At 42.3% G+C, this 19,154-nt stretch carries 17 protein-coding genes; 9 read left to right on the plus strand and 8 right to left on the minus strand.

The annotated features are described in order from the left end of the window. Nucleotides 1-18: 18 nt before the first annotated feature. Together fadA and fadB are read right to left on the minus strand one after the other, a co-directional pair. Nucleotides 19-1,185 carry an acetyl-CoA C-acyltransferase FadA gene (gene fadA, locus B158_RS0101775; RefSeq protein WP_026309187.1) on the minus strand — a complete coding sequence of 389 codons (1,167 nt, stop codon included), beginning with the start codon at nt 1,183-1,185 and terminating at the stop codon, nt 19-21. 17 nt (nt 1,186-1,202) lie between these two features. Beyond that, nucleotides 1,203-3,359 carry a fatty acid oxidation complex subunit alpha FadB gene (gene fadB, locus B158_RS0101780; protein ID WP_018623611.1) on the minus strand — a complete coding sequence of 719 codons (2,157 nt, stop codon included), beginning with the start codon at nt 3,357-3,359 and terminating at the stop codon, nt 1,203-1,205. A gap of 264 nt (nt 3,360-3,623) precedes the next feature. Here fadB and pepQ point away from each other — a divergent pair, with 264 nt between their 5' ends. The 4 genes from pepQ to ubiK are packed head-to-tail and all read left to right on the plus strand — an operon-like array spanning nt 3,624 to nt 6,222. Continuing rightward, complete coding sequence (pepQ, locus tag B158_RS0101785; protein WP_018623612.1) at nt 3,624-4,943, plus strand: Xaa-Pro dipeptidase; 1,320 nt, start codon at nt 3,624-3,626, stop codon at nt 4,941-4,943. Nucleotides 4,944-4,952: 9 nt separating this feature from the next. Beyond that, complete coding sequence (locus B158_RS0101790; RefSeq protein WP_018623613.1) at nt 4,953-5,606, plus strand: YigZ family protein; 654 nt, start codon at nt 4,953-4,955, stop codon at nt 5,604-5,606. Next, a complete protein-coding gene (locus tag B158_RS0101795; protein ID WP_018623614.1) occupies nt 5,600-5,965 on the plus strand; it encodes a SirB2 family protein in 366 nt (121 codons plus the stop codon). The genes B158_RS0101790 and B158_RS0101795 overlap by 7 nt, the downstream gene beginning before the upstream one ends. 14 nt (nt 5,966-5,979) lie before the next feature. After that, nucleotides 5,980-6,222 carry a ubiquinone biosynthesis accessory factor UbiK gene (gene ubiK, locus B158_RS0101800; protein WP_018623615.1) on the plus strand — a complete coding sequence of 81 codons (243 nt, stop codon included), beginning with the start codon at nt 5,980-5,982 and terminating at the stop codon, nt 6,220-6,222. A gap of 48 nt (nt 6,223-6,270) precedes the next feature. Here the strand turns inward: ubiK and B158_RS0101805 are convergent, their stop codons facing one another. After that, nucleotides 6,271-8,250, minus strand: coding sequence for a GspE/PulE family protein (locus tag B158_RS0101805; RefSeq protein WP_018623616.1), 1,980 nt, complete (start codon nt 8,248-8,250; stop codon nt 6,271-6,273). Nucleotides 8,251-8,415: 165 nt separating this feature from the next. On the opposite strand from B158_RS0101805, the gene B158_RS0101810 reads away from it, so the two are divergent. Next, on the plus strand, nt 8,416-9,879 hold the full coding sequence (locus tag B158_RS0101810; protein ID WP_018623617.1) for a helicase HerA-like domain-containing protein: 1,464 nt from the start codon (nt 8,416-8,418) through the stop codon (nt 9,877-9,879). A gap of 72 nt (nt 9,880-9,951) precedes the next feature. Here B158_RS0101810 and B158_RS0101815 read toward each other — a convergent pair whose 3' ends face one another. Then, nucleotides 9,952-10,155: a dodecin family protein gene (locus tag B158_RS0101815; RefSeq protein WP_018623618.1), complete on the minus strand. Its 204-nt coding sequence runs from the start codon at nt 10,153-10,155 to the stop codon at nt 9,952-9,954. Nucleotides 10,156-10,313: 158 nt separating this feature from the next. Between B158_RS0101815 and B158_RS0101820 the strand changes: the two genes are divergently transcribed. Continuing rightward, nucleotides 10,314-11,249 carry a PPK2 family polyphosphate kinase gene (locus B158_RS0101820; RefSeq protein WP_051082507.1) on the plus strand — a complete coding sequence of 312 codons (936 nt, stop codon included), beginning with the start codon at nt 10,314-10,316 and terminating at the stop codon, nt 11,247-11,249. A 78-nt stretch (nt 11,250-11,327) separates the two neighbouring features. Here the strand turns inward: B158_RS0101820 and gyrB are convergent, their stop codons facing one another. Genes gyrB through dnaA form a run of 4 tightly spaced genes read right to left on the minus strand, consistent with a single transcriptional unit; the run spans nt 11,328 to nt 17,443 of the window. Next, nucleotides 11,328-13,754 carry a DNA topoisomerase (ATP-hydrolyzing) subunit B gene (gyrB, locus tag B158_RS0101825; protein ID WP_018623620.1) on the minus strand — a complete coding sequence of 809 codons (2,427 nt, stop codon included), beginning with the start codon at nt 13,752-13,754 and terminating at the stop codon, nt 11,328-11,330. A 29-nt stretch (nt 13,755-13,783) separates the two neighbouring features. Next, the gene (gene recF / locus B158_RS0101830) at nt 13,784-14,896 is read right to left on the minus strand and encodes a DNA replication/repair protein RecF (RefSeq protein ID WP_018623621.1); all 1,113 of its coding nucleotides are present in this window, start codon (nt 14,894-14,896) and stop codon (nt 13,784-13,786) included. A 33-nt stretch (nt 14,897-14,929) separates the two neighbouring features. Next, a complete protein-coding gene (gene dnaN, locus B158_RS0101835; RefSeq protein ID WP_018623622.1) occupies nt 14,930-16,033 on the minus strand; it encodes a DNA polymerase III subunit beta in 1,104 nt (367 codons plus the stop codon). A gap of 15 nt (nt 16,034-16,048) precedes the next feature. Then, nucleotides 16,049-17,443, minus strand: coding sequence for a chromosomal replication initiator protein DnaA (gene dnaA, locus B158_RS0101840; RefSeq protein ID WP_018623623.1), 1,395 nt, complete (start codon nt 17,441-17,443; stop codon nt 16,049-16,051). Between the two features lie 921 nt (nt 17,444-18,364). On the opposite strand from dnaA, the gene rpmH reads away from it, so the two are divergent. The 3 genes from rpmH to yidD are packed head-to-tail and all read left to right on the plus strand — an operon-like array spanning nt 18,365 to nt 19,124. Further along, nucleotides 18,365-18,499, plus strand: a complete 135-nt coding sequence (rpmH, locus tag B158_RS0101850; RefSeq protein ID WP_018623625.1) for a 50S ribosomal protein L34 — start codon at nt 18,365-18,367, stop codon at nt 18,497-18,499. Between the two features lie 20 nt (nt 18,500-18,519). Continuing rightward, entirely contained in the window at nt 18,520-18,903 is a 384-nt protein-coding gene (gene rnpA, locus B158_RS13280; protein WP_026309188.1) for a ribonuclease P protein component, read from the plus strand. Next, nucleotides 18,900-19,124 (plus strand): membrane protein insertion efficiency factor YidD, encoded by a 225-nt coding sequence (gene yidD / locus B158_RS0101860; RefSeq protein ID WP_071989647.1) that lies wholly within the window; start codon nt 18,900-18,902, stop codon nt 19,122-19,124. Before rnpA ends, yidD begins: the two co-directional genes overlap by 4 nt. The last annotated feature ends 30 nt before the right edge of the window (nt 19,125-19,154 follow it).

Here is a 19,154-nt window from a genome sequence, read left to right on the forward strand (position 1 = left end):
ATCTTGTAAAGTTAAATTTTAATTCAACCTCTGGAACACGGTAGCAATACCTTGCCCCAAACCAATACACATGGTTGAAATGCCGAACTCTTTATCTTTGTCTTCCATTAATCTAAGTAAGGTTGTAGAAATTCGAGCTCCGGAACAACCTAGTGGATGGCCAAGGGCTATAGCACCACCATTAAGATTAACTTTGTCCTGCCAGTTATCACGCATACCCAAGCCATCTAGCACTGCAATTGATTGCGCTGCGAAAGCTTCATTTAACTCAAACAAATCAATGTCTGATATTTTCATACCTGCTCGCTTGAGCGCTTTATTGACTGCTGGAACTGGACCAAAGCCCATGATGGATGGATCACAACCGGCCACACCCATTGATACGATTTTAGCAATTGGCTTTAAACCCAGTGCATCAGCTTTTTCACGAGACATGACCAGCATAGCTGCTGCACCATCTGAAATTGCTGAAGATGTCGCTGCGGTTACCGTACCGTCTTTTGGATTAAAAACTGGACGGAGCTTTGCCATATCTTCTACCGTTGATTCAGGGCGAATAACTTCATCAAAATCAAACAAGCGCAAACCACCAGTTTCATCATGAGCTTCCATCGCCAGAATTTCTTTCTTGAAACGACCTTCAACGGTAGCTTTGTGCGCCAGCTGGTGAGAGCGGTAACCGAATTCATCCTGCTCCTGACGAGATACTTTATGCATAATGGCCAGCATCTCTGCGGTTAAGCCCATCATGCCTGCTGCCTTAGCAGTGTACTTAGCCAACTCAGGATCAAAATCAATACCATGATTCATTGGTACATGACCCATATGCTCAACACCACCGATGATGAATACATCACCATCACCAACCATAATCGAGCGGGCGGCGGTGTGTAGCGCCTGCATTGAAGAACCACACAAACGATTTACAGTTTGTCCTGCTACGGTATGCGGCAAACTGGTTTTTAACATAGCATTACGTGCAATATTAAAACCCTGCTCCAGAGTCTGCTGCACGCAACCCCAGATCACATCTTCCACATCGGCAGGATCTAGTGCGTTGTTACGATCCAATAGACCCTGAATCAATCGTGCAGATAACTCTTCGGCACGGGTGTTTCTAAACATACCGCCTTTCGAACGCCCCATTGGGGTACGAATGGCATCTACTATTACTACTTCATTCATCATTAATTCCCCTTTGGTTATGCGTTATAAAATGTTTTGTTGTCTTTAGCCATAGCTAACATTCCGTCAGTAGGCTCGTAAGCTTTACCAAGATGTTTATACTTGTTTGCTAAATCAACAATGTTCTTCATGCCATTATCATCTACATACTTGAAGACACCACCGCGGAATGGAGGGAAACCAAGACCGTAAATTAAGGCCATATCACCCTCGGCTGGGCTGGCAATAATGCCTTCTTCCAAACAGCGAATCGTTTCGATAATCATCGGCAGCATGGTGCGCGCAATTATTTCTTCATCACTGAAGTCTTTGGTTTCAGCGCAAACTTCTTTCAAGATCTCATAAGCTTTTGGATCGGCTTCCTTAGTTGGCTTCCCTTTTTTATCGGTACCATACACATAAAAGCCTTTGCCATTTTTCTGACCGTAGCGGTCATGTTCAAACATGACATCTATCGCATCTTTCTCTTCTTTGCTCATGCGATCTGGGAACCCTTCAGCCATCACCTCTGCCGCATGTTTACCGGTATCCATTCCTACCACATCAAGCAAGTAGGCAGGTCCCATTGGCCAACCAAACTTCTTACTCATGATTTTATCGACCTGCTGGAAGTCGGCACCATCGCGCAACAATTTTGTGAATCCACCAAAGTATGGGAACAGGACACGATTCACAAAGAAACCTGGACAGTCATTGACTACAACCGGTGATTTACCCATGGCGCTGGCATACGCTACAACGCTGGCGATGGTTTCTTCGGAAGTATCTTTACCTCGAATTACTTCGACCAATGGCATCTTGTGTACAGGGTTGAAGAAATGCATACCGCAGAATTTTTCAGGACGTTTCAGCGCGCCCGCTAATCTGTCAATGGAAATAGTCGAGGTGTTAGAGCAGATGATGGCATCCTCCGGCATCATTTCTTCGACTTCTTTTAAAACTGCTTCTTTTACTTTTGGGTTTTCCACCACTGCTTCAACGACGATATTGGTATGCTTTATTTCATCATAGCTCAGTGTTGGTTTAATGCTGGCAATGCCTTGGGCCATTTTTTCGGTACTGATTTTGCCGTATTTAACACCTTTACCGAATAGCTGGATTGCTTCATTCATACCCTGCTCAAGTGCTTCCTGACGAATGTCTTTCATAATCGCTGGAACGCCGCGTGATGCTGACTGATAGGCAATGCCGCCACCCATGATGCCTGCACCCAGTACCGTTGCTGCTTTTACATCAACATTCTTCGCTTTGGAAGCCTGTTTGGCTTTTTTCTTTAATACCTGATCGTTGAGGAATAACTGAATCAAAGAAGATGCCTGTGGGCTTTGCGCTACGTCAGCAAATGCTTCATGTTCAAACTTAATCGCTTCCGCCAATGGCATTGCTGCACCTTTTTCAATTGCCTCCACGGCCTTAACCGGTGCTGGGTAATGCGGTCCAGCCTGGCCAGCGATGTAAGCTTTTGAGGTCATAAAGGACATCGATGCTTCAATCTTATTGAGTTTTAGTGGGCCAGTTTTTTCTTTACGACGCCCTTTCCAATCTATTTTGTTCTCGATGGCTTCAATCAGCATACGCTCAGTGGCTTCGAACAGACTATCGCCATCAACTACCGCATCTACCGCCCCAACCTTCAGTGCAGCATCTGGCTTGCTTGGCTTTCCACCGGCGATCCATTCAAAGGCATTGTCTGCACCAATTACTCGTGGTAGTCGGGTTGTACCCCCGAAACCTGGAATCAAGCCAAGTTTGGTTTCCGGCAAACCAACCTGAGCATTGGTTGAAGCTACACGCAGGTCGCAGCTTAAGCACATTTCCATACCACCACCCAGCGACACACCATTAATGGCTGCTGCTGTTGGGAAAGGCAGATTTTCAAAACCTGAGAAAATGGCATTTGCCTCCACGATCCACTTCATAAGCTCTTCACGTGGTAAAGCGAATAAACTTAAGAACTCAGTGATATCAGCACCGACAATAAAAACCGGCTTACCACTGGTAACCATAGCGGCTTTAACATCTGAGTTGTCTTTTAACAGGCTAATGACTTTATTGAGTTCTTCTAAGGTATCGCGGTCAAATTTATTGACCGACTCTTTCTGATTATCAAAACAGACTTCGGCAATCCCGGTTGGGTGCAATCTGCATTGAATCGATTGACCTTCAAATATCATTCTTAATCTCCATTGCTGGCTGCCATTCATTAGCAGGAAATGCTTTGGCGGTAATTGTCTGGCAGCATAGTTGTTTAACTTAACTAAGTGCCAAAATAAAGAAAACCAGTGTACTGCTGCAGGTCAGCAGACACAATTGAAACTTCTGGTCTGACCAATCATAACGAAGTTTGCCGCCAAACGAAAGCCCCCGACTACCCTTCTGATCGGGCGTGATTTCTGGAATAATGGTGCCACTATTGATTAACCACAATCGGATACTTTATGCACGATTCTTCGTTGGCCCCTTTATTCAAGCAACATATTGATGTCGTTACTAAGCGCTATCAGAAAGCCATGGAAAACCATGACTTTGATCACCTGGTGATCCCGGCCGGCTCACAACATGGCATTTTCCTGGATGACATGTCCTATCCGTTTAAATCGAATTTCCACTTTAACAGTTTTGTGCCATTAGATGACTTGCACGATAGCGTCTTGATCATCTCAGCTGATGGCAGCCGCAAGTTATGCTACTACCAGCCTGTCGATTTCTGGCACTATGTGGCAGGCGACCCAGAAGGTTTCTGGGTAGAGCATTTTGATATTGTTATGACCCGCACCAAAGACGAAGTTCTTTCTCATATCCCTACTACAGGTAATGTTGCCTATATTGGAGAGATGGGGCGTCCGTTTGATGAAGACAATTTCGCAGCGGTCAATCCCGGTTACTTCATGAATGAGATTAACTGGCATCGTGCCATCAAGTCTGACTATGAAGTTGAGTGTGTTTCACGTGCTAATAAAAGAGCAGCATTAGGCCATATGGCCGCTCGCGACATGTTCTTTAAACAAGGCTCAGAGCTTGAAATCCACCTTGCCTACCAGTTGGCTACCGGTCATACCGAACACCAGTTACCCTACGGCAGTATTGTTGCCCTCAATGAGCACGCAGCTATTTTGCACTACACCTTATATAACAATCAGGCACCTGAGCAACACCGAACTTTCCTGATTGATGCCGGTGCTCGTTACAATAACTATGCAGCTGATATTACGCGTACTTACGCTTATGAGCAGAATGAGTTTGCTGAGCTGATTGGTGATATGGATGCTCTCGAGCAACGTATCTGCGGCAAAGTTGCTATCGGCCAGTCTTATGTCGACCTACACATCGAAACTCATCACGAAATTGCCAAGCTACTTAACAAGTACAAGTTCTGCGATATGACACCCGAGTCTATGGTAGAAGCTGGTGTCACTTCGACCTTCTTCCCTCATGGCCTTGGACACCATATTGGTCTTCAGGTACACGATGTTGGTGGTCACCAGGCCAATGTGGAAGGTGATCCAGCACCGCCACCGAAAGCACACCCATTCCTGCGTAACACTCGCGACATTGAAGTGGGTAACATCCTCACTATTGAGCCGGGTCTGTATTTCATTGACTCTCTACTAGGTGACTTGAAGCAAACCGAACATGCTAAATCGATTAACTGGGATAGAATCGAACAGTTTAAGCCTTTTGGCGGCATTCGCATCGAGGATGAAGTGCTGGTTACTGCAACAGGACCACGTAACTTAACCCGTGAACATCTGGATTAATTTCACTTGATGTCAGACACCACAAAGCAGCAACTTGCTGGTTACCGGGTGCCTCAACATAGTGTTGAGCACCCTTTTTCTTTTGAGGAAGTAATAAAAGGCAGTCGCTTCATTGCCAGGGTAGCCTTTACCCCTACGGTTGAAGACGCCAAGGCATTTATAAACCATTTTAACCAGACTGAACCGGACGCTACTCACCATTGTTGGGCCTATATTGTCGGTAATCCCGCCAGCACAACTTTAATTGCCTGCTCGGATGATGGTGAGCCAAGCGGAACCGCAGGCATGCCAATGCTTAATGTTCTACAACACAGTGATGTTGGTGACATTACTGCCGTGGTAACTCGTTATTATGGCGGCACCAAGCTAGGCACCGGAGGTCTGGCACGAGCCTATGGCGGATCGGTCAAGCAGGCTATGGAACAGATTACCCTCGGTTCTCGCATCTACACCGAGAAACTTGATCTAACCTGTGCTTATGAGCTACAAAAACAGGTAGAATACCTGCTCAAGGAAGCTCAGGCCGAAATAGTTGAAACCAATTTTTCGGAACAGGTGACTATCAGAGCAGAGGTACCATTAAACACACTGCCTGATTTAGAATCAGCCTTAGAAGCTTATATCAACCGTAATCAAATAGAGGTAACCAAAGTTACATGTTAGCGTTAAAACACTTTCACATGAGTTTGGCAGCATTGACCGTGCTTGGTTTTTTGATCCGTAGCGTCTGGTTATTCAGAGGCAGTCAACTACTACAGAAAAAAGTTGTTAAAATCCTGCCTCATATAATTGATACTTTTTTATTAGCCAGCGGTATTGTTTTGATGGTGCAAACCAAAATGTATCCTCAACACCAGCCATGGCTCACGGTTAAGATTCTGTTGATCGTTACCTATATTCTTTTCGGTATTAAAATGTTCCATGCCACCGAAAGTAAAAAGCGTTTAATATTTTTCCTTTTAGCAATCGCCAGTATTTTTGCGGTTCTGTATCTCGCTCGATTTAAACCATTGCTTTGGTAATTTAGGAGCTCACCATGATTGATCCTAAAGTTCTTGATGACATAGCCAGTAAATTGTCTGATGCCATTCCACCGTCCGTTAAAAATACCGGCGATGAATTTGCTAAACAGGCTAAACAGATACTACAAAGCCAACTAGCCAAACTAGACCTGGTCACGCGTGAAGAGTTTGATGCACAAACAAAAGTACTGCAAAGAACTCGTTTAATGCTGGCAGAGCTGGAAAAGAAACTGGCTGATATTGAGGCTAAACTTTAAGATTTTCTCAGTAGTAAAAAAGGAGCCGATTGGCTCCTTTTTTGCTTTCTATTCTTCTTCCAGTGTTTTTATCTGGCTGGCATTGGCTCTGATTTTGTAAACTTCTAATGCAGAAATTTCTTTTTTACGGGCTAATTCAAGGGCCATCTCTGCCAGGGTTACCATTCCCTGTTTTTTTGCTATTTCATTAAGCTTATTGATATCCAATGTGTCGTTAATTTCTCTTGCAACTTCCGGAGTAATGCTCAGCAACTCATACACTGAACGTCTTCCAGCAATTCCGGTATTAAAGCATTCAGCACAACCGGCACCTTTATAGAATTTGTCGTTCTTTGTAGCTTGGATTTCCTTACGAATGGATTCGGGTATTTTTTCTTCTTCCAGACAATGCGCACAATTTTTCTTAACCAGTCTCTGCGCCAGTATTCCCACTAAAGCATCTTTTAGTAAATATGGTTCAACCCCCATTTCTATCAGACGTGTGATGGTGCTTACCGCACTATTGGTATGTAGGGTACTTAATACCAGGTGTCCCGTCAGAGAACTTTCTACTGCTATTTTAGCGGTTTCGCCATCACGTATTTCCCCTACCATTATTACATCTGGATCGTGCCTTAAGATATTTCTAAGTGCTCTAGCAAATGTATAACCAATTTTGTGATTTACCGGTATTTGAGTTACCCCCTCCATTTTGTATTCAACGGGTTCTTCAACTGTGATGATATGCGGACCTTCTTTTACTTTCTCGTTAATCGCGGCATAAAGTGTCGTCGATTTACCTGAGCCAGTTGGCCCTGTCACCAGGAACATTCCATAACTAGAATGCAATAAATTGACGAATCGCTCAGTGTCCTTTTCATTAAAACCAAGCTCGGTAATATCTCGCAATCCCTGTGAGCTATCCAAGATACGAATAACAACACTTTCACCGTACACGGTTGGCATTACCGAAATTCGCATATCAATACTTTTGCCATTACCGGCATATTCTATTCGTCCATCCTGAGGTAATCTTCTTTCTGAAATATCCATCCCACCAATTATTTTGATTCGACTAACCAAAGCCTGATGTAGTGATAAGTTCAGTTTTCGAATGGGTGTTAAGGTTCCATCCATTCTATATAAAAGTTGTAGATACTTTGCTCTTGGATGAAGATGAATGTCCGAGGCTCCCTTTTCAATCGCATCAGTAATAATCGATGCCATTAAATTGATTACGCCTTTTTTCTTGCCTAGACTTTCTATTTCATTGGTGGCTAAACTTTTATTAGCATCTATACCCACACGCTCCAATTCACTTAATGCTTCCTTTTCATTTTGAAACTGTACTATGCCACTTAAATATTCTAAAAGGTCACGTTTATTTGCTTTTAATGGCTCAATATTACATCCGGCAATGAAACTCAGAACCTGCATTGCATCGATTTGCTGTGGATTGGTAAATGCTACTTCTAAATAATTATTTTTCTTAAATAATGGTAATGCCTGGTATTTAAAAAGTAGTTCCGGTGGAAATTTCCGCACCCACTTTTCGTCTATTTCTATGGTACTTAAATCAATATCCTTAATTTCACCGGTGTATCGATCTTCTTCTTTGCCAAACGTCGATCGACCATTACCCTGCAGTATATCCATATTTGTTATGTTGGCTTCTGATATGAGAATAATGAAAATATGGTTATGATGCAGACGCAGTACCTTCCAGAGTCCTTTTTCTTTTTCACAAAAAACACACTGTCCGGTTATTGTAAATTTATCACTCATCTCAACGCGATAGTTTGAGTAGTTTTGATTGCCTGTTTCTTTCTGGTATTCCTCTAGACTTTCAAAAACAGGTTTCTGGATGACAATATATTGAATCTCAGAGAATGGTGTTTTGTTATTTTCGGTTATAAATAACTGGTTTTCAAAATCAACCTGTTCTAGCTTTACATCCTGGAGTTTATTTTTCTTATCACATAAAACACTGTTGGTAGTTTGTCCATTTGTTTCAGTTAATGCATTTTCTAGCAACTGATCAAAGTTCATGCCCTTCCCCTATTTTCTTACCATTTTCCGTACTTAATTTACGCTACTTTAGCTTCCATTTCCTGATTAATATCAATATTTCTCTGTTGATCCAGCAAAATCTTTTGCTTGCGTTTTGATTGTGATTATTTATTCTGAACGAATAATTATGCATGGACTGACATTATGATACTCATTGGCGGTAATAAAGAACAACAGCATATCCAATTAAACCCCAAGATGGCTAACCGTCATGGTCTGATTGCTGGTGCTACCGGAACCGGCAAAACCGTTACTCTACAAGTCCTAGCAGAGGCCTTTTCTAATATAGGTGTTACTGTCTTTGCCGCAGACATTAAAGGTGATCTCAGCGGCATTGCTAAAGCAGCAAGTCCCCACCCTAAGATTTCAGAAAGAATAGATGCAATCCGAATACCTGAATATCAAGCTAGAGCTAATCCTGTTCTTTTCTGGGATGTCTATGGCCAACATGGCCATCCAGTACGTACTACTATTTCTGAAATGGGTCCACTTTTATTAGCTAACTTACTTGAGCTTAATGATACCCAGAGTGGTGTGTTGCACATTGCCTTTGATATTGCTGATGAACAGGGGCTGTTACTGCTTGATATCAAAGACCTCCGTTCCATGCTTAACTGGCTAAGTGATAATCGTCAGGAAGTTAGCAGGCATTATGGAAATGTGGCCGTCCAATCCGTTGCAGCTATTATTCGTAAGCTACTAGTCCTTGAGAATTCTGGAGGTGACCATTTTTTTGGCGAGCCTGCGCTTAACATCAATGACATGATGCGTTTAGACCAAAATGGTAAGGGCTATATTAATTTACTTTACAGCCGCGAGTTGATGCTAAATCCCAAGATCTATTCCACCTTCCTTCTGTGGTTGCTTTCAGAACTGTTCGAAGAGCTGGATGAAGTTGGTGATCCTGAAAAACCTCGTCTGGTTTTCTTTTTCGACGAAGCCCACCTTTTATTTGATCATGCCCCAAAAATTCTTTTGCAGCGTATTGAGCAGGTGGTTCGCCTGATTCGTTCAAAAGGGGTTGGTGTCTATTTTGTCACCCAAAACCCCACCGATATTCCAGACTCGGTGCTTGGACAACTGGGTAATCGAATTCAGCATGCTCTTCGTGCTTTTACACCTAAGGATCAAAAAGCCATTCGTGTGGCCGCAGAAACCTTCAGACCTAATCCTAAACTTAACACTGAAAATGTTATTACTCAGTTATCTGTGGGCGAAGCTTTGGTTTCAGTTCTCGATGAGAAGGGCCGACCTACACCTGTAGAACAGACCTTGATATGCCCGCCCTGTTCCAAGATAGGTCCACTTAGTGATGATGACTGGAAGTCTCTATTCAACCAATCTGTAATTAAAGGTATTTACGATACTCCCATTGATAGACAATCAGCTTATGAAGTATTACTGCAAAGGGAACAAGAGCTCGCACAGCGTCAAGCTAATGAAATGAAAGAAGCTGAAAAAATTCGTAAACAGTCTAAACCTGCCAGACGATCAAACCGTCAATCAATTGGCGAAGCCTTCACCAAAACTCTGGTTCGAACAATCAGCTCAGGGCTTGGTCGTAAAATCGTCCGTGGACTACTTGGTTCCATCCTTGGTACTAAGTAACGATTATCCTTTAGCCTCCTGATAGCAAAAAGCCCATGAAATATCATGGGCTTTTAGTTTGATAGGGCTAGGTTAATCTTTTAACAGGAAGGTTACCTTCATTACAACTCGAAAGCTTTCTACCTCCCCATCTTTAATAACAACCTGCTGCTCTTTAACCCAGGCTGCTTTAACTTGATCGAGGGTTTTATTTGCTCTGCGGATCCCTTTCCTCACCGCATCTTCGAAACTCTCAGCTGAGTCAGCAATTATTTCTGTAACCTTTGCGACTGACATAAGTACTCCTTTTTGTTTTTGATTCCTCAGTTATCTTACTCTTGCTGACCGCTATATCAATGATTTACAGCTCATTTTTGAAGGTTTAACAATTGTGCCTTGTTATTTTTTTTAATTTAATGGATCTTGTAATTATGGTTTATAAGGTACCGACCAATATGGCTGACACACTTCAAGCAAGTTCATCTTTGTTTCATTGTGTTGATTCTCCCTTTCTAATGCCGTTTGATGGTCATTTAGCTATCAATGAACTACAAACAACTCCCTCGCCAGCTTTAACAAAGGATGAATATAAGGCTCAGTTACAGAAAAACTCTGATGCCCTTTATCATCTGCAACATAAAATGTTTGCTGATAATCGTTTCTCTGTTCTTTTAATTTTTCAAGCATTGGACGCTGCTGGTAAAGATAGCACTATCAGAAAAGTCTTCAGTGGCGTAAATCCCGCAGGATTCCAGGTTCACAACTTTAAACAACCTTCAAGTCAGGAGCTGGATCACGACTTTTTATGGCGTACTTGCAAGGCTCTTCCTGAGCGAGGCAGAATTGGTATCTTCAATCGCAGTTATTATGAAGAAGTTTTAGTAGTTCGTGTACATCCTAACTTTCTTCTGCATCAACGCCTGCCTAATTTCACTACTGATAACTTGTTGCAGATTGACCAGCATACCCAGCTTTGGACCGACAGGTTTCAGTCAATAAATGATCACGAGGCGCACCTTGCCCGAAATGGCACCATTATTCTTAAGTTTTTCCTAAACGTTTCACAACAGGAGCAACACCGACGGTTTTTATCTCGTATCCACAACCCCGAGAAAAACTGGAAGTTTTCTAGTTCGGATATAGAAGAAAGTCAGCTGTGGGACAAGTATCAACACGCCTACCAAGAAGCACTATCTAATACTTCTCGACCCTGGGCACCCTGGTATGTTATTCCCGCCGACAATAAACCAGCTATGCGGGCCATAGTATCGCAGCTTGTATTAGACAATATGCAACAACTCCCCTTAAAATTCCCTGCGCTATCCGACGAGGATAGAGAGGCATTGCCAATCTACGAGATTGCTTTAAATAAACACATTTGTAATAAGTAAGTATTCACTATTGTTATGAAGTCAAAAAAAAGCCGCTAATAAGCGGCCTTTTGTTTCTGCTTTTAAATCACTCTGCTGTTAGACATCAAGGTTCGATACTGACAGTGCGTTACTTTCGATAAACTCACGTCGAGGCTCAACCTGATCCCCCATTAGTGTGGTAAACAGTTGATCGGCCGCAACGGCGTCTTCGATGGTAACCTGCAGCATGCGTCGGCTTTCAGGGTCCATGGTAGTTTCCCACAACTGTCCTGGATTCATCTCTCCCAGACCTTTGTAGCGCTGAATCGCCTGACCACGTCGCGCTTCACCCATTAACCAATCAAGAGCATCCTTGAATGACTCGATTTCCTGGATTTTTTCACCCCGTTTTACGAAGGCACCTTCTTCAATCAAGGTCTCTAGTTTTTCACCAAGTAGTGATATCTTTTTGTAATCGCTAGAGGCAAAGAACTCTGTTGAGAGTAAGTATTCACTTTCCACACCATGATGGAACATGGTGAAATGCGGAAGGTAATGCTCCAGCTCATTGTCTTTACGTATGTTAAAGATGAACCTGACCGCCCCACTTTTCTGGTCTTTATTAAGTTTAACCGACAAAGTTTCCATCCAATCTTTAACTTTGGATTCATCTTTTAGATCATCCGTTTTCAGAGTTGGATGGTAGATCATGCTGTTAAGTATGTTTGACGGATATAAGCGACCCAATCGGCGAATCGTTGTCTGTACGTCCCTATACTCGTTAACCAGGCGTTCAAGGCCTTCACCAGTAATTGGCGGCGCATCTTTACTAACATAAAGCTCTGTGTTGTTCAGTGCCAATTGAGTTAAGTAGTTTTCTAACGCCTCGTCATCTTTCAGATACTGTTCCTGCTTACCTTTTTTAACCTTATATAAAGGTGGCTGCGCAATATAAATATAGCCACGCTCAATAAGTTGTGGCACCTGACGGTAGAAGAAAGTTAATAATAGGGTTCGAATGTGCGCACCATCTACGTCCGCATCAGTCATGATGATGATTCGATGATAGCGGGTTTTATCGGCATCAAACTCTTCACGACCAATTCCGCAACCCAACGCAGTAATCAGAGTACCAACTTCCTGAGAGGATAGCATTTTATCGAAACGGGCTTTCTCTACATTTAGAATCTTACCTTTCAGCGGTAGAATCGCCTGATTCTTACGATCTCGACCCTGCTTGGCCGAACCGCCCGCAGAATCACCCTCCACAATATACAGTTCTGATAATGCAGGATCCTTTTCCTGACAGTCAGCAAGCTTTCCTGGTAAACCAGCGATATCCAGAGCCCCTTTGCGACGGGTCATTTCACGCGCTTTTCTGGCTGCCTCACGAGCTCTAGCTGCATCAATCATCTTATTCACGACAGACTTAGCTTCACCTGGGTTTTCCAAAAGGAAATCTTTCAGATGTTCACCCATTGCCTGCTCTACTGCTGTCTTTACTTCACTGGAAACCAGCTTATCCTTAGTCTGTGAGCTGAACTTAGGATCTGGAACCTTCACTGAAATAACCGCTGTTAAGCCCTCTCGAGCATCATCACCAGTGGTGTTAACCTTACCTTTCTTGTTGTAGCCTTCGTTTTCCATAAAGTTATTAAGGCCACGGGTCAAAGCTGCGCGGAATCCTGCAAGGTGAGTACCACCATCGCGTTGTGGGATATTATTGGTAAAGCAGAAAATACTTTCCTGGAAGCCATCATTCCACTGCATGGCTACTTCTACGGTAATCCCGTCTTCTTCACGCTCATGTGTGAAGTGAAAAACCTTTTCATGGATTGGTGTTTTCTTGCTATTTAAATACTCTACAAATGCCTTGATACCACCTTCATACATAAAGTGGTCCTGTTTGCCAGAGCGCTCATCAGCCAGACGTATACTAACTCCGGAGTTAAGGAAAGATAATTCACGCAGGCGTTTGGCTAGAATATCGTAGTGATACTCTGTGTTTGTGAATGTTTTATTGCTGGGTTTAAAGCGTATTTCAGTACCGGTTGTTTCAGCATCACCCACCACTTCTAATGGGGCTTGTGGCTCACCATGAACATAAGTCTGCTCATAACGCTTACCGGCGCGACGGATAGTCAGTTTTAGTTCTTCTGACAGGGCGTTAACTACCGATACACCAACGCCATGCAGACCGCCTGATACCTTGTATGAGTTATCATCGAACTTACCGCCAGCATGGAGTACCGTCAGAATAACTTGAGCGGCGGAAACCCCTTCTTCCTCGTGGATTTCAGTAGGAATACCACGCCCATTATCTTTTACTGATACTGAGTTATCGCTATGAATAGTGACATAAATATCTGTACAGTGACCGGCCAAGGCCTCATCGATAGAGTTATCCACTACCTCAAACACCATGTGATGCAAGCCGGTACCATCATCTGTGTCACCAATATACATACCTGGACGCTTACGAACAGCATCCAAGCCTTTCAATACCTTAATACTGGACGAATCGTAACTGTTATTTTCCGACATACGGATTCCTTATGATTGTTCTATTGAGCTTATTGCACATTCTTCTCTGAGGCCGTATCTATCACAGTAACAGCCCCATGTTCCACGTGGAACAACCTGACGTTATTATACCTGTTTATGAGGCTTTTGAGAGGATCTAAATGCACACAAGTAATAAATATCTGTTGGCTTGAGGGTTGTTGAGCAAGAAAATCTAGCAACATCTGTTGATGCTCTTGATCCAGCTCGGCGCCTATATCATCAAGCAAAAAAACAGGATACTGTTGCCCTCTTTCTTGTGCAAGACTTAATTGAGCAAGCTTCAAAGCAGTGGTTACCAACTTCTGTTGCCCACGGGAAAGATAGTCTGCAGCAAGCCTTTTTCCAGACATAATCTTTAGATCAGCCTTTTGAATGGTTGAGTGGGTGTAACCATGCTTTGCATCTTTTGGGTACTGTTCAATCAGTAACTGCTCTAGGTCATGGCCCTGCCAACCTTGATAAAAATGCAAGGATACATCAACGTCAGGAAGAAATGACTTGATAATGCTATTGAAAAAAGGTTGTAGGAGTTGACAGTAATCCTCGCGGTATTGATTTACCTTAATAGAAAGAGGCACCAACTGACTGTCCCATACTGCTAACTCTCGATAGCTTTTACTGGTTTTAAGTAACTTGTTTCTTTGTAATATCAGTCTTTGGCAATCTTGCCAGCGTTTAAGGAAAGAATGTTCCACGTGGAACACTCCCCAATCCAACATTTTCCTGCGACCGCTGGAACCTTTTGTTAATAACTCATAGTGTTCTGGAGCTAGAACCTGAACCGGGGCGAGAGATACTAGATCACTCAATTTGGATAATGGCTCCTGGTTCAATCGCATGTGAACATCATTATTACGAAAACGCTGTATTCCTAACTTATGACCGGAACCATGGGCAGTCAGCTCAGCGAAAAGAGTAAAAGAGTCATGATCATGATTAACAAGCTTGTTATGCCGACTGGTTCTGAATGAACGACCGTGGCCGAGAATGTAGAGGGATTCAAGAATGCTAGTTTTGCCGGCGGCATTATTGCCGTAGATAATGTTTAGCTGAGGGGAAAAATGCAGCCTCGTGGGCTGCAGATTTCGAAAGTTTTCGATAGAAAGAGATTGGATGTGCATCAAAGATGCTTACTGTTTAGCGGTAAAGAGTTATTAAAGACGCATCGGCATGACAACATATAGACTCTCGCCGCCATCAACTTCTTCTATTAATGTACTGCTATTAGCGTCTATGAAGGTTAGCTTGACCTGCGGAGTTTTTATCGTATTCATTACATCGATCATGTAACTGACATTAAAGCCAATCTCGAGATCTGTGCCCTGGTATTCGACGCCAAATTCTACTTCTGCTTCTTCTTGTTCTGGGTTGTTCGCATGCAAGCGAACCTGCTCGTTAGATAGCATAAAACGAACGCCGCGGAATTTTTCATTACAAAGAATAGAGGCTCGAGATAGGGATTCTTTAAATAACTCACGATCAGCTATAACGATTTTATCGCCATTACGAGGTAAAACCTTGTCGTATTCTGGGAAACGACCATCAACCAGCTTGGATGTAAATGAGTAATCTTCACCAATAACTTTAATATGATTAGAACCAAGATTAAGGGTGATTTTTTCTTCACTATGCTCAAGCAAGCGGGCTAATTCAGTAACACCCTTGCGAGGAATGATAGCGCTTATTTTATCTTCTGTATCAATAGAAACCTTAGCACGAGAAAGTGCAAGGCGGTGTCCATCGGTAGCTACAGTGGTTAAGCGGTCATTATCGAACTCAAACAGCATGCCGTTAAGATAATATCGGACATCTTGCTGCGCCATAGCAAACTGCGTTTTTTCTATCAGGGTTTTAAGAATTTCCTGAGTCAGCTCCAGGGAGGCAAGACTAGCGGTTTCATCCAGGTTAGGAAACTCATTAGCAGACATGGTAGAAAGACTAAAACGACTGCTTGGTGTAATTAACTTAAGACGTGTTTCTGATTGCTCAACCTTAACATTTTCACCATCACCCAGACTGCGTACGATATCTAGCAGTTTACGTGCCGGAACCGTTATTTCACCAGGCTCAAATTCCCCTTCAAGTTCAACCTGTGCTTTAAGCTCTACTTCAAGATCTGTCGCGGTTAGTGATAACTTACTATCATCAACAACCATTAGAACATTGGATAAAACAGGAAGAGTTTGTCGCTTTTCTACAGCACCACTAACTAATTGAAGTGGCGCCAGCAATTGATCCCGGCTTATGGTAAAACGCATAGAGACACCTTGTTATTAGCTGGACAGAGTCCTTAGTAAATTGGAAAAGTCTTCTTCAATATCGATGCTTTCGCCTTTAAGCTGCTCTATCTTACGACAGGCATGTAAAACCGTTGTATGGTCCTTTCCCCCAAAAGCATCGCCGATTTCGGGCAGACTATGATTGGTGAGGTTTTTCGCCAAGGCCATAGCCATTTGTCGCGGTCGGGCTATAGACCGACTGCGTCTTTGAGATAATAGATCAGAAACCTTGATCTTGTAATAGCTGGCAACAGTTTTTTGTATGTTTTCAATAGAAATCAGTTTGTCCTGAGCAGCAATCAAATCTTTAAGAGCATCTTTAACAAAATCCAGGGTGATAGCCCGCCCAGTAAACTGAGCATTTGCAATAACGCGTTTTAGTGCACCTTCAAGCTCTCGAACATTAGAACGTATCCGTTTGGCTATGAAGAAAGCAACTTCATTAGGTAGCTCAATTTTAGATGAATGAGCCTTGCTCATTAAAATTGCCACACGAGTTTCTAACTCTGGTGGCTCGACAGCAACTGTCAGGCCCCAACCAAATCGAGACTTCAGGCGCTCTTCAAGGCCTTCTACCTCTTTAGGAAATCTATCACAGGTGATAATAACCTGTTTATTCTTTTCGATCAGGTTATTGAAGGTGTGAAAGAACTCTTCCTGTGTTCGCCCTTTGTTGGCAAAAAACTGAATATCGTCAATCAGTAAGGCGTCAACGGAGCGATAAAAATTCTTAAATTTATCCATCGTGCCGGTCTGCAGTGCTTTCACCATATTGGCCATAAACCGCTCAGAATGCAGATAAACGACCCTTGCATTAGGATTTTGCTCCAAAATAGCATTACCAACAGAATGCATCAGGTGGGTTTTACCCAAACCTACACCACCATAGATAAACAAGGGATTATAAGCTTCGCCTGGATTTTCAGTAACCTGTTGCGCAGCTGCACGAGCTAACTGGTTTGACTTACCTTCAACAAAGTTACTAAAGATAAAATTAGGATTGAGGTTGTTTTGCTGAAAACCAGAGGGTGCTTGTTCAGACTTAGCAAATGATGTTGAGCGAACCTGATTAACGTTCTCAACAGCAGAACCATTAGAAGTTGAGGATACGGTTGAAGCAGAACTGCTTTGCTCAGCAGCCTGGTTTAAATTACCGACATGTAGAGAAATTTGCTTTTGCGAAGCAGAATCTTTTTGCTCAATGTATTCATTGATACGATCCAGGTATTGCTGACGAATCCAGTCAACGAAAAAAGGATTCGGTGCATACAAAGCCATCTCTGAATCTGTTTCCTTGACTTGAAGGGGCTTGATCCAAGTGTTGAATTCAGTAGCAGATAACTCTGACTGCAATTTCTGTAAACAACTCCGCCACACATTACCCATCATTATTATTAGAATCCTGAAAGTTTGCTTGTTAGTTATCGCCTCTACAATAAGAGAGACTTTTTAATCACTTCTCTTACCTGTTAGAACATATCTCCTGGGAAAAGAAATACGCTAAACAGATTAACGGTAAGTGTAGATCCAGAGAAAAAAATAATCCACAACTTTACCTATATATTTTTACTATAAAGACAAACAAGGTAATAAATATAGATAGACTTAAAACTATACAGAAAAAGCTTAACTAATAAATAAAAGGATGAAATGTGGGTATATCTTGTATAAAAAACCTTTAAATCTGTTAATACAAGTCGAATAAAGCCATTTTTGATACTTATGCAGTTTTTGATCACCGAGTTAAAGACAACTTATACAGTAAGTTATCATTTCAATAACCTGATGAAAAACAATAAAAAAAGAGACTTATCAACAACCTTAGGTAAGACTAATAATAATAATAAGATCTTTTTAAATAACTTTATTAATATTACAGGCTTAATAACTTGGTAAAAGCAAAATACGGGCAGATAATTGCTTAAAAGACCATAAAAAAAGAAAAACTAATAAAAAACCATAAAAACATGAAGTAAAGCAGTTTAAAGAAAATGAATGGTTTGATTAAAATATCCACAGAAGCCTCCAGAAAAACACAAAGTCAGCCTATCTTGTGGTTTTACTGGTTAATAAACACTAAATAGATACAACTGTATGAAAAAGGTACAGGTATGGCTTAACCTAACGACACCAGAAACAAGAATAATACTGCTAAAAGATTGTTAAATAACCTATAATAACGTTGCACAAAGGCCATAAATCCTATAGAATCTCGCGTCCTTGTAGTAAGGCTGTGTCATTTTTTTGCGGTCACCAATGTGGGTGACACGAAAAATCAGCTTAAATTTTATTGGCTAGTGGGTTAATCCGATGAAAAGAACATTTCAACCAAGCATTATCAAGCGTAAGCGTACTCACGGCTTCCGTGCACGTATGGCCACCAAAAACGGTCGTCAGGTTATCAACCGTCGTCGTGCAAAAGGTCGTAAGCGTCTAAGCGCCTGATAAGAAAAGCATTCCTTGATGTGAGCGACAAGCAGACTTGTCAAAAACAGCGTTCAGCTGACTTTCCTGCAAGTCTGCGTCTGCTCACAGCAGAGGACTACAAAAGGGTTTTTAACAACCCTGTAAAGTTAGTTTGCCCTCCTTTCACACTCCTTGCTGTACCCAATCAATACAAATGTTGCAGACTTGGTCTAATTGTGGCCAAAAAAAATGTGCGTCGGGCTGTTGATCGTAATCGATTAAAACGATTAGCTCGCGAAAGCTTTCGAAATAACCAGTCTCAGCTACCCTCTTACGACATCGTTTTATTAGCGCGCCGTGGTAGTAGTCAGTTGGCTAATAAGGTATTATTCGAGCACCTTGAACAACTCTGGATACGTTTACAGAGAAGGGTAAACAAGTGATAAATCGAGTCTTGATTGGAATGGTACGTGGATACCAGAAGGTATTGAGCCCTGTCATGGGTAATCAGTGCCGTTTTTATCCAACCTGTTCAAATTATTCGATTGAAGCTTTAGAGCAGCATGGGGCTATAAAAGGTAGTTGGTTAACCATTAAGCGAATTGCTCGTTGTCATCCCGGTTGTGAGGGTGGGCATGACCCAGTCCCTCCAGTAAACAAATAACAGTACACGCAAAGAATTAAAGAGATTGCT

The sequence above is a fragment of the Kangiella aquimarina DSM 16071 genome (genome assembly GCF_000374105.1).
Taxonomy (GTDB): domain Bacteria; phylum Pseudomonadota; class Gammaproteobacteria; order Enterobacterales; family Kangiellaceae; genus Kangiella; species Kangiella aquimarina.

What these genes read in the sequence shown, in the direction of transcription:
- B158_RS0101815 (WP_018623618.1), bottom strand. Translation starts at nt 10,155, where the DNA reads ATGTCAGTCGCAAAGGTTACAGAAATAATTGCTGACTCAGCTGAGAGT.
- fadB (WP_018623611.1), bottom strand. Translation starts at nt 3,359, where the DNA reads ATGATATTTGAAGGTCAATCGATTCAATGCAGATTGCACCCAACCGGG.
- dnaN (WP_018623622.1), bottom strand. Translation starts at nt 16,033, where the DNA reads ATGCGTTTTACCATAAGCCGGGATCAATTGCTGGCGCCACTTCAATTA.
- B158_RS0101820 (WP_051082507.1), top strand. Translation starts at nt 10,314, where the DNA reads ATGGCTGACACACTTCAAGCAAGTTCATCTTTGTTTCATTGTGTTGAT.
- B158_RS0101805 (WP_018623616.1), bottom strand. Translation starts at nt 8,250, where the DNA reads ATGAACTTTGATCAGTTGCTAGAAAATGCATTAACTGAAACAAATGGA.
- dnaA (WP_018623623.1), bottom strand. Translation starts at nt 17,443, where the DNA reads ATGATGGGTAATGTGTGGCGGAGTTGTTTACAGAAATTGCAGTCAGAG.
- fadA (WP_026309187.1), bottom strand. Translation starts at nt 1,185, where the DNA reads ATGAATGAAGTAGTAATAGTAGATGCCATTCGTACCCCAATGGGGCGT.
- rpmH (WP_018623625.1), top strand. Translation starts at nt 18,365, where the DNA reads ATGAAAAGAACATTTCAACCAAGCATTATCAAGCGTAAGCGTACTCAC.
- gyrB (WP_018623620.1), bottom strand. Translation starts at nt 13,754, where the DNA reads ATGTCGGAAAATAACAGTTACGATTCGTCCAGTATTAAGGTATTGAAA.
- B158_RS0101790 (WP_018623613.1), top strand. Translation starts at nt 4,953, where the DNA reads ATGTCAGACACCACAAAGCAGCAACTTGCTGGTTACCGGGTGCCTCAA.
- recF (WP_018623621.1), bottom strand. Translation starts at nt 14,896, where the DNA reads ATGCACATCCAATCTCTTTCTATCGAAAACTTTCGAAATCTGCAGCCC.
- ubiK (WP_018623615.1), top strand. Translation starts at nt 5,980, where the DNA reads ATGATTGATCCTAAAGTTCTTGATGACATAGCCAGTAAATTGTCTGAT.
- B158_RS0101810 (WP_018623617.1), top strand. Translation starts at nt 8,416, where the DNA reads ATGATACTCATTGGCGGTAATAAAGAACAACAGCATATCCAATTAAAC.
- B158_RS0101795 (WP_018623614.1), top strand. Translation starts at nt 5,600, where the DNA reads ATGTTAGCGTTAAAACACTTTCACATGAGTTTGGCAGCATTGACCGTG.
- pepQ (WP_018623612.1), top strand. Translation starts at nt 3,624, where the DNA reads ATGCACGATTCTTCGTTGGCCCCTTTATTCAAGCAACATATTGATGTC.